The 10,362-nt window shown below is 70.6% G+C and carries 5 protein-coding genes and 1 pseudogene; 3 read left to right on the forward strand and 3 right to left on the reverse strand.

Annotated elements, in window-relative coordinates:
- Positions 1–83 precede the first annotated feature (83 nt).
- Together P1P70_RS33005 and P1P70_RS33010 are read left to right on the forward strand one after the other, a co-directional pair.
- Positions 84–524 (forward strand): annotated as a pseudogene (locus tag P1P70_RS33005) (acyl-CoA dehydrogenase family protein); the annotation flags it as partial.
- 226 nt (positions 525–750) lie between these two features.
- Positions 751–1,680 (forward strand): rhomboid family intramembrane serine protease, encoded by a 930-nt coding sequence (locus P1P70_RS33010; protein ID WP_319244345.1) that lies wholly within the window; start codon positions 751–753, stop codon positions 1,678–1,680.
- A gap of 150 nt (positions 1,681–1,830) precedes the next feature.
- Here the strand turns inward: P1P70_RS33010 and P1P70_RS33015 are convergent, their stop codons facing one another.
- The 3 genes from P1P70_RS33015 to P1P70_RS33025 form a co-directional block, all read right to left on the reverse strand.
- On the reverse strand, positions 1,831–3,291 hold the full coding sequence (locus P1P70_RS33015) for a glutamate synthase subunit beta (RefSeq protein ID WP_319244347.1): 1,461 nt from the start codon (positions 3,289–3,291) through the stop codon (positions 1,831–1,833).
- Positions 3,284–7,894 carry a glutamate synthase large subunit gene (gene gltB / locus P1P70_RS33020; RefSeq protein ID WP_319244349.1) on the reverse strand — a complete coding sequence of 1,537 codons (4,611 nt, stop codon included), beginning with the start codon at positions 7,892–7,894 and terminating at the stop codon, positions 3,284–3,286. Before gltB ends, P1P70_RS33015 begins: the two co-directional genes overlap by 8 nt.
- Before the next feature lie 388 nt (positions 7,895–8,282).
- The gene (locus tag P1P70_RS33025; protein WP_319244351.1) at positions 8,283–9,011 is read right to left on the reverse strand and encodes a VIT1/CCC1 transporter family protein; all 729 of its coding nucleotides are present in this window, start codon (positions 9,009–9,011) and stop codon (positions 8,283–8,285) included.
- 289 nt (positions 9,012–9,300) lie between these two features.
- On the opposite strand from P1P70_RS33025, the gene P1P70_RS33030 reads away from it, so the two are divergent.
- Positions 9,301–10,362: ADP-ribosylglycohydrolase family protein (locus P1P70_RS33030; RefSeq protein WP_319244352.1), on the forward strand; the 1,062-nt coding region annotated here is incomplete at its 3' end.

Consider the following 10,362-nt stretch of genomic DNA (forward strand, 5'->3'; position numbering starts at 1 on the left):
TTTTTAAAGGGAAACCGGCATAAGAGTTTTCGGCCTGGTGTGGGGCCTTGGAGATTTGTATAAAGGACAGCCTCACCACCGACCCGCCCCTGCTCGCCCGCGCCCTCGTCTGGGCGCGTCTCGCGGTCGCCGCGCAGGCTCTCGGCGTCGGTCTGGCGCTGCTGGACAGGACGGTGGCGTACGTCAAGCAGCGCACGCAGTTCGGTGTGCCCGTGGGGTCGTTCCAGGCGGTGAAGCACCGGCTGGCGGACGCCAAGGTAGCCCTGGAGTTCGCGCGTCCCCTGGTCTTCGGGGCGGCGGTCACCCTGGACCCGGCGGACGCGGCGGCGGCCAAGGTGACGGCGTGCGAGGCGGCGTACGCGACCGCGCGCACGGCGCTGCAACTGCACGGCGCGATCGGTTACACGGCGGAGTACGACCTGTCGCTCTGGCTGACCAAGGCGCGTGCGCTGCGGAGCGCGTGGGGCGCTCCCGACGAGTGCCGGAGCGTGGTCCTCAGCGGTGGTGACCGCCGCCGCCGGTGATCTCGCGGCACTCCTCGACCATGGGTCGCGGGGTCCGCCTCCCGGGCCCGGACACGGCGCGGGCGAGCCGGCCACGCGGCCGTGAAGGGCCTCCCGGCACCGGAGCGCGACGAAGATCCCGAGCCTGGGGCACTCCCCCTCAGCACACCCCCGCCCAGGTTCGCTATTTTGTTCGCCGCCGTCCTCACCGGCTCGTCATCAGCCCCGCACCCACAAGGAGCCGGCCATGGAACCCGAGTCCCCGTCGTCGTCCGAGCCCGCCGTCACCACCTGCTACCGCCACCCGAAAGTGGAGTCGTACGTCCGCTGCACCCGCTGCGAGCGGTTCATCTGCCCCGACTGCATGCGCGACGCGGCCGTGGGCCACCAGTGCCCGGAGTGCGTGAAGGAGGGCGTGAGAACGGTCCGCCAGGCCCGCACGGCCTTCGGCGGCCGGATCTCGGCGGTCCCGCTGGTGACGTACGTCCTGATCGGCCTGAACGTCGTGGCCTACGTCGCCGAACTGCTCCGCCCGTCGATCGTCGACGACTTCGCGATGCTGGGCCGGGGCCTCGCCGGCCCGGACGGTCTGCACTACGTCTGGCAGAGCGCCTACCCGGCCGACTTCCACCTCGAAGGCGTGATCGACGGCGAGTGGTACCGCCTCCTCACTGGCGCCTTCCTCCACATCCCGCCCACCGAGGGCACGTTCGGCATCCTGCACATCGTGATGAACATGGTCACGCTGTGGAACGTGGGCCGGGTGGTGGAGGCGCAGCTGGGCCGCGCCCGCTATCTGAGCCTGTACCTCCTCTCAGCCCTCGGCGGCTCCGCCCTCGTCCTCCTCCTGGACCCCGACAGCAGCACGGTCGGCGCCTCCGGCGCGATCTTCGGCGTCTGCACGGCGTACTACGTCCTGGCCCGCCGCCTCGGCGCCGACCCCGCGGGCATCAACCGCTTCATGGCGGGCCTGCTGATCTGGCTGGTCATCTCAGCGGTCGTGACGTCCTGGCAGGGCCACCTCGGCGGGCTGCTGACGGGCGGCGCGATCGCCCTCGCGTTCGCGTACGCGCCCCGGGACCGGCGGAGGGTGCTGGTACAGGCGGGCGCGTGCGTGGGGATGCTGGCACTCCTGGCGGTGCTGGCACTGGCGAAGGCGGCGGCGATGACGGGCTGAGGCCCTCACCCGGGACATGCGACGGCGCCTGCCCGGTAGTCCGGTCGGGGACTGGTGGGCAGGCGCCGTCTGTGTTCCGTACGCCGTTGTACGGGACGTGTGTGGGGGACGGTGACCGTGAAAGGTCACCGTCCCGTGTCGCTCGAGTCGTCAGACCATCAGCGAGCGGTCCGTCGGGCGGATCGGGGCCGGCAGGTCGCTCGCCCCCGTGAGGAAGCGGTCGCAGCCACGGGCCGCCGAGCGGCCCTCCGCGATCGCCCACACGATGAGGGACTGGCCGCGGCCCGCGTCACCGGCCACGAACACACCCGGCACGTTGGTCTGGAAGTCGGCGTCGCGCGCGATGTTGCCGCGCTCGTCGAGGTCCAGGCCGAACTGCTCGACCAGGCCGTTGTCCCGGTCGGTGCCGGTGAAGCCCATCGCCAGGGTGACCAGCTGGGCGGGGATCTTGCGCTCCGTGCCCGGCTTCTGCGTCAGCTTGCCGTCGACGAACTCGACCTCGATGAGGTGCAGCCACTGGACGTTGCCGTCCTCGTCGCCCTCGAAGTGGGTGGTGGAGACGGAGTAGACCCGCTCGCCGCCCTCCTCGTGCGCGGAGGTGACCTTGTAGAGCATGGGGAAGGTCGGCCACGGCTGGTTCGGCGCGCGGTCCTCGCCCGGCTTCGGCATGATCTCCAGCTGCGTGACGGAGGCCGCGCCCTGGCGGTGGGCGGTGCCCACGCAGTCCGCGCCGGTGTCGCCGCCGCCGATGACCACGACGTGCTTGCCCTCGGCCGTGATGGGGGGCGCCACGAAGTCGCCCTCCTGCACCTTGTTGGCCAGCGGCAGGTACTCCATTGCCTGGTGGATGCCGGCCAGCTCGCGGCCGGGCACCGGCAGGTCACGCGCGGTCGTCGCACCCGCGGCGATCACGACGGCGTCGTACCGCTTCTTCAGGTCCGTCGCCTTGAGGTCGCGGCCGATCTCGATGCCCGTACGGAAGCGGGTGCCCTCCGCGCGCATCTGCTCGATACGGCGGTTGATGTGCCGCTTCTCCATCTTGAACTCGGGGATGCCGTACCGGAGCAGGCCTCCGATGCGGTCCGCGCGCTCGTAGACGGCGACGGTGTGGCCCGCCCGCGTCAGCTGCTGGGCGGCCGCGAGACCCGCCGGGCCCGAGCCGATGACCGCGACCGTCTTGCCGGAGAGGCGCTCCGGGGCCTGGGGCGCGACGTCGCCGCTGTCCCACGCCTTGTCGATGATCGAGACCTCGACGTTCTTGATGGTGACGGCCGGCTGGTTGATGCCGAGGACGCACGCCGACTCACAGGGAGCGGGGCACAGACGGCCCGTGAACTCCGGGAAGTTGTTCGTCGCGTGCAGGCGCTCCGAGGCAGCGCCCCAGTCCTCGCGGTAGGCGTAGTCGTTCCACTCGGGGATGAGGTTCCCGAGGGGACAGCCGTTGTGGCAGAACGGGATGCCGCAGTCCATGCAGCGGGACGCCTGCTTCGAGATGATCGGGAGCAGCGAGCCCGGAACGTAGACCTCGTTCCAGTCCTTGAGGCGTACGTCGACGGGGCGGGACTTGGCGACCTCGCGCCCGTGGTTCAGGAAGCCCTTCGGGTCAGCCATTGATCGCCGCCTCCATCATCTTCTCGGTGATCTCGGTCTCGGAGAGACCGGCCTGCTCGGCGGCGGCCTTGGCGGCGAGCACTGCCTTGTACGTGCTGGGGATGATCTTGCTGAAGCGCTCCACGGCGACGGACCAGTCGGCGAGCAGCTTCTCGGCGACCGTCGAACCCGTCTCCTCGGCGTGGCGGCGCACCACGTCGTGCAGCCACTGCTTGTCGGTGTCGTCGAGGGCCTCGACGGCGCCCGCGTTGCCGACGTTGACGTTGTCGCGGTTCAGGTCGATGACGTACGCGATGCCGCCCGACATACCGGCCGCGAAGTTGCGGCCCGTCTCGCCGAGGACGACCGCGTGGCCGCCGGTCATGTACTCGCAGCCGTGGTCGCCCACGCCCTCGGACACCACCGTGGCACCGGAGTTACGGACACAGAACCGCTCACCCGTACGACCGCGGAGGAACAGCTCGCCGCCGGTCGCGCCGTAGGCGATGGTGTTGCCCGCGATGGTCGAGTACTCGGCGAGGTGGTCGGCGCCCCGGTCGGGACGGACGATCACACGGCCGCCGGAGAGGCCCTTGCCGACGTAGTCGTTGGCGTCGCCCTCCAGGCGCAGCGTGACACCGCGCGGGAGGAAGGCGCCGAAGGACTGGCCGGCCGAGCCGGTGAAGGTGATGTCGATGGTGTCGTCGGGGAGACCGGCGCCGCCGAACTTCTTCGTCACCTCGTGGCCGAGCATGGTGCCGACGGTGCGGTTGATGTTGCGGACCTTGACCTGGGCGCGCACCGGCTGGGCGTCGGTGGCGTCCGAGGCGGCGAGCGCGTCGGCGGCGAGCTTGATCAGCTCGTTGTCGAGCGCCTTCTCCAGGCCGTGGTCCTGCTCGATCAGCTGGTGGCGGACGGCACCCTCGGGCAGCTCGGGCACGTGGAACAGCGGCTCCAGGTCCAGGCCCTGCGCCTTCCAGTGGTCGACCGCGCGGGTCACGTCGAGCGCCTCGGCGTGGCCGACGGCCTCCTCGATGGAGCGGAAGCCCAGCTCGGCGAGGATCTCGCGGACCTCCTCGGCGATGAACTCGAAGAAGTTCACGACGTACTCGGCCTTGCCTGCGAACCGGTCGCGCAGCGTCGGGTTCTGCGTGGCGATACCGACCGGGCAGGTGTCCAGGTGGCAGACGCGCATCATGACGCAGCCGGAGACGACGAGCGGAGCGGTCGCGAAACCGAACTCCTCGGCGCCGAGCAGCGCGGCGATGACGACGTCACGGCCGGTCTTCAGCTGGCCGTCGGTCTGGACGACGATGCGGTCGCGCAGGCCGTTGAGCAGCAGGGTCTGCTGGGTCTCGGCGAGGCCGAGCTCCCAGGGGCCACCGGCGTGCTTCAGCGACGTCAGCGGGGAGGCGCCCGTTCCGCCGTCGTGGCCGGAGATGAGGACGACGTCCGCGTGCGCCTTGGACACACCGGCCGCGACCGTGCCGACGCCGACCTCGGAGACCAGCTTGACGTGAATCCGCGCCTGCGGGTTCGCGTTCTTCAGGTCGTGGATCAGCTGGGCCAGGTCCTCGATGGAGTAGATGTCGTGGTGCGGCGGCGGGGAGATCAGGCCCACGCCCGGCGTCGAGTGACGCGTCTTGGCGACCCACGGGTACACCTTGTGGCCGGGCAGCTGACCGCCCTCACCGGGCTTGGCGCCCTGGGCCATCTTGATCTGGATGTCGTCCGCGTTGACCAGGTACTCGGAGGTCACGCCGAAGCGGCCGGAGGCGACCTGCTTGATCGACGAGCGCCGCGCCGGGTCGTAGAGGCGGTCCGGGTCCTCGCCGCCCTCACCGGTGTTGGACTTGCCGCCCAGCTGGTTCATGGCGATGGCGAGGGTCTCGTGCGCCTCGCGCGAGATCGAGCCGTACGACATGGCGCCGGTCGAGAAGCGCTTGACGATCTCGGAGACCGGCTCGACCTCGTCGATCGAGATCGGCGCACGGCCCTCGCCGGCCTTGAAGCCGAACAGGCCGCGCAGCGTCATCAGACGCTCGGACTGCTCGTTCACGCGGTCCGTGTACTGCTTGAAGATGTCGTAGCGGCGCGTCCGGGTGGAGTGCTGGAGGCGGAAGACCGTGTCCGGGTCGAACAGGTGCGGCTCGCCCTCGCGGCGCCACTGGTACTCGCCGCCTATCTCCAGGGCGCGGTGGGCCGGCGCGATGCCGCTGGCCGGGTACGCCTTGGCGTGGCGGGCCGCGACCTCCTTGGCGATGACGTCGATGCCGACGCCGCCGATCTTGGTGGCCGTGCCGTTGAAGTACTTCTCCACGAACTCGTCCGCGAGACCGACGGCCTCGAAGACCTGGGCGCCGCGGTAGGAGGCGACCGTGGAGATGCCCATCTTGGACATGACCTTCAGGACGCCCTTGCCGAGGGCGTAGATCAGGTTGCGGATGGCCTGCTCGGCCTCGATACCGGAGAGGAACGTTCCGGCGCGGACGAGGTCCTCGACGGACTCCATCGCCAGGTACGGGTTGACGGCCGCGGCGCCGAAGCCGACGAGCAGGGCGACGTGGTGGACCTCGCGGACGTCGCCGGCCTCGACCAGCAGGCCCACCTGGGTGCGCTGCTTGGTGCGGATGAGGTGGTGGTGGACGGCCGCGGTGAGCAGCAGCGACGGGATCGGCGCGTGCTCGGCGTCCGAGTGGCGGTCGCTGAGGACGATCAGCCGGGCGCCGTTCTCGATGGCGGCGTCGGCCTCGGCGCAGATCTCCTCGATGCGCGCGGCGAGGGCGTCACCGCCGCCGGAGACCCGGTAGAGACCGGAGAGCGTGGCGGCCTTCATGCCGGGCATGTCGCCGTCGGCGTTGATGTGGATGAGCTTGGCCAGCTCGTCGTTGTCGATCACCGGGAAGGGCAGGGTGACGCTGCGGCACGACGCGGCGGTCGGCTTCAGGAGGTTGCCCTGCGGGCCCAGCGAGGAGCGCAGGCTCGTCACCAGCTCTTCACGGATGGCGTCCAGCGGCGGGTTGGTGACCTGCGCGAACAGCTGGGTGAAGTAGTCGAAGAGCAGGCGCGGGCGCGAGGACAGCGCGGCGATCGGCGAGTCCGTGCCCATGGAGCCGATGGGCTCGGCGCCTGCCTTGGCCATCGGCGCGAGGATGACGCGCAGCTCTTCCTCGGTGTAGCCGAAGGTCTGCTGGCGGCGGGTGACGGAGGCGTGGGTGTGCACGATGTGCTCACGCTCGGGCAGGTCGGAGAGCTCGATCTCCCCGGCCTCCAGCCAGTCGGCGTACGGCTGCTCGGCGGCGAGGCCGGCCTTGATCTCGTCGTCCTCGATGATGCGGTGCTCGACGGTGTCGACGAGGAACATGCGGCCCGGCTGCAGGCGGCCCTTGCGGACGACCTTGGCGGGGTCGATGTCGAGGACGCCGACCTCGGAGCCGAGGACGACGAGGCCGTCGTCGGTGACCCAGTAGCGGCCGGGGCGCAGGCCGTTGCGGTCGAGGACCGCGCCGACCTGACGGCCGTCGGTGAAGGTGACACAGGCCGGGCCGTCCCAGGGCTCCATCATCGTGGAGTGGAACTGGTAGAAGGCGCGGCGGGCCGGCTCCATGGAGTCGTGGTTCTCCCACGCCTCCGGGATCATCATCAGCACGGAGTGCGGCAGGGAGCGGCCACCGAGGTGGAGGAGCTCCAGCACCTCGTCGAAGGACGCCGAGTCGGAGGCGTCCGGCGTGCAGATGGGGAAGATCCGGTCCAGCTTGTCCTGCGGGCCGAACAGGTCAGAGGCCAGCTGCGACTCTCGGGCCACCATCCAGTTGCGGTTGCCCTTGACGGTGTTGATCTCACCGTTGTGCGCGACGAAGCGGTACGGGTGGGCGAGCGGCCACGACGGGAAGGTGTTCGTGGAGAACCGGGAGTGCACGAGCGCGATCGCGGAGGCGAAACGGCGGTCGGACAGGTCCGGGAAGAAGGGCTCCAGCTGGCCGGTGGTCAGCATGCCCTTGTAGACGATGGTCCGCGCGGAGAGCGAGGGGAAGTAGACGTCGACCTCGCGCTCGGCGCGCTTGCGCAGCACGAACGTCCTGCGGTCGAGGTCGATGTCCGTGGCAGGCACTGCGGCAGCGTCGGAGACGAAGACCTGGCGGAAGGCGGGCATCGTCGAGCGGGCCGTGGCGCCGAGCAGTTCGGGGGCGACGGGCACCTCGCGCCAGCCGAGGACGGTCAGGCCCTCCTCGGCGGCGATGGCCTCGATGCGGGCGACGGCGTCCTCGGTGCCCTCCTCGGGCAGGAAGCCGATACCGACGGCGTACGAGCCGGCCTCGGGCAGCTCGAATCCGGCCACGTCACGGAAGAACGCGTCGGGAACCTGGGAGAGGATGCCGGCGCCGTCACCCGAGTCGGGCTCCGAACCGGTCGCCCCGCGGTGCTCCAGGTTGCGCAGAACCGTGAGCGCCTGCTCGACCAGCGCATGGCTCGCCTCGCCGGTGAGGGTGGCCACGAAGCCGACGCCACAGGCGTCGCGCTCGTTGCGGGGGTCGTACATACCCTGCGCAGCAGGGCGAGCATCCATGAAGGACCACTTCTGGCCATTCGCGGAGTGCTGGGACGGCTGGCGCGGCGTACGCATCGGCTCTCCCGTCGTCGTCATCTGGCATATGCAGTGCCGAGGGACGACGCTGGCCCTCTGCGTAAGGTGCAAAATTTCGTGCAGGTTACATGATGGAACGATTCTCGGGAAGCGGATACTTCATCCCACCATGCGGACGCCACGGCGCGGAGGGGTGGCCGCACGCAGTGGCGTGATCGAACGCGATCAAGGGGGAGTCGACCGGACAGATCATTGTCGGTCGACCGGGGGCGCAGGAGGCGTCGTGCCCACTACTTCCAGGTGCTTCAGGTGCTTGACGGGCGTCGTTGCCCGCGGCGCTTACGGCTCATGCCCAGCGGTTAAGCATTCGAAACCGCATGGTAACGACTACTTATGCAGTCCCTTGCATACGTAGCCATCCGATCCATCATACGGCCGCCCCGAACAGACTGCCCAGGGCGTACGTCACACCCGCCGCGGCGCCACCGAGGGCCAGCTGTCGCAGCCCACTGAACCACCAAGTTCTGGCCGTCACCCTGGCCACCACCGCACCGCACCCGAAGAGCCCGGCGAGCGCCAGAAGCACGGCGGGCCACAGCGCGCTCGCGCCGAGCAGATACGGCAGTACGGGCAGCAGGGCGCCCAGCGCGAACGAGCCGAAGCTCGACACGGCGGCGACGACGGGCGAAGGGAGGTCACCGGGGTCGATGCCCAGCTCCTCGCGCGCATGGATCTCCAGGGCCTGTTCGGGGTCGTGCGAGAGCTGCCGCGCGACCTCCCGGGCGAGCCCCGGCTCGACCCCACGGCTCTCGTAGAGCGCGGCGAGCTCCTCCTCCTCGTCCTGGGGGTGCCTCCGCAACTCCCGCCGCTCGACGTCGAGTTCGGCCTGGACAAGTTCACGCTGCGAGGCCACGGAGGTGTATTCGCCGGCGGCCATGGAGAAGGCCCCGGCGGCGAGCCCCGCGAGCCCGGCGACGACGACCGCCTCCCGCCCGGCCGTTCCGCCGGCGACACCGGTCATCAGCGCCAGGTTGGACACGAGACCGTCCATCGCCCCGAACACGGCGGGCCGCAGCCAGCCGCCGTTCACGTCCCGATGGGTGTGGTTGTCCCGGTGCGCCTCGTGCAACGCGGCTTCGGTGTCGATGATCGCCACGATCAAGCCCCTTTCCTCACGTCGAACGTACGCTCGGAAAATCGCTTCTGCCAGCAAGGAAGGCCGTACTTACCCAGGCACTCACCCAGGTCGGCGACTGTTCGAGAAACGGCCGCCGCTCATTCGTACAGGGCACTGCACAGATGTCGACCGGGTGATACACGAGCGTTCCGCGCGCCGCCGAGGCACCCGATGTGGGAGAGATCTTCCCAGCGAAAGCTGCCACATCTTCAGAGCGGATCAACTGCCCACCGGGCCGGACCTGCCCGCGGGCCAGAGAGGCGACCGTATGCCTTCCATCGCCTGCATTCCCTCGGTCCCGGCGCCCGGGGACGCCACCGACCTCCGCGAGCGGGCACGGGGGGCCATGCTCGGGCTCGCCGTCGGGGACGCGCTGGGGGCGCCCGCCGAGAACATGAAACCCTCCGAGATCCGCGCGCGCTGGGGGCGCATCACCGGGTATGTGGCCGAGCGCCCGTCGGGCACGGACGACACCGAGTACGCGATCTTCTCCGGGCTGCTGCTGGCCCGGCACGGCTCGGCGCTCACCGTCACCCATGTGGAGACGGCCTGGCACCAGTGGATCGCGGACCTGGACGAGGGCCCCTTCCGGGGAGCGGGCTTCAGCGAACGGGGCACCCTGGAGAACCTCCGCCGGGGCCTCGCCGCGCCGATCTCCGCGCAACACCGGCACGCCTGGAGCGACGGCCTGGCCATGCGCGCGGCCCCCTTCGGCGTCTTCGCGGCGGGCCGCCCGGCGGAGGCCGCCCGCCTGGTCGCCGTCGACGGCTCGGTCAGCCATGACGGCGAGGGCATCTACGGCGGCCAGGCGGTCGCGGCGGGAGTGGCCGCCGCGATGGCGGGAGCGCCGACGATCTCGGTGGTGGCCTCCGCGCTCGCCGTGATCCCCGACGACTCCTGGACGGCCCGCTCCCTGCGCCGGGCGGTGGCCGTCGCCCACCGGGGCGAACGCGCGGTCCGCTCCGCCGTCGTCATCGGCGGCTACCCCTGGACCGACCTCGCCCCCGAGGCCGTCGCCCTCGCCTTCGGCGCCTACGCGGCGGCCGACGGCGACTTCACCGAGTCGGTGCTGACCGCGGTGAACATGGGCCGCGACGCCGACACGACCGCGGCGGTCGCCGGCGCGCTGGCCGGAGCGACCCGGGGAGCGTCGTCGATCCCGGCCGACTGGGCCGCCGCGATCGGTCCGGCGAGGGGCAGCTGCCTGCCCTCCATGGCCGGCCACCACGTCCTGGACGTGGCCGAACTCCTGGTCCCCACCGAGGGCGGCAAATGGGCCACGGGCACGGCCCTCTTCCCCCCTGCTCCTAAACACAATTTCCAAACCCCA

The sequence above is a fragment of the Streptomyces sp. MB09-02B genome (genome assembly GCF_033794485.1).
Lineage (GTDB): Bacteria > Actinomycetota > Actinomycetes > Streptomycetales > Streptomycetaceae > Streptomyces.

Excerpts from the sequence above, each read along its gene's own strand:
- P1P70_RS33010 (WP_319244345.1), top strand. The coding sequence starts at position 751 with ATGGAACCCGAGTCCCCGTCGTCGTCCGAGCCCGCCGTCACCACCTGC.
- P1P70_RS33015 (WP_319244347.1), bottom strand. The coding sequence starts at position 3,291 with ATGGCTGACCCGAAGGGCTTCCTGAACCACGGGCGCGAGGTCGCCAAG.
- gltB (WP_319244349.1), bottom strand. The coding sequence starts at position 7,894 with ATGCGTACGCCGCGCCAGCCGTCCCAGCACTCCGCGAATGGCCAGAAG.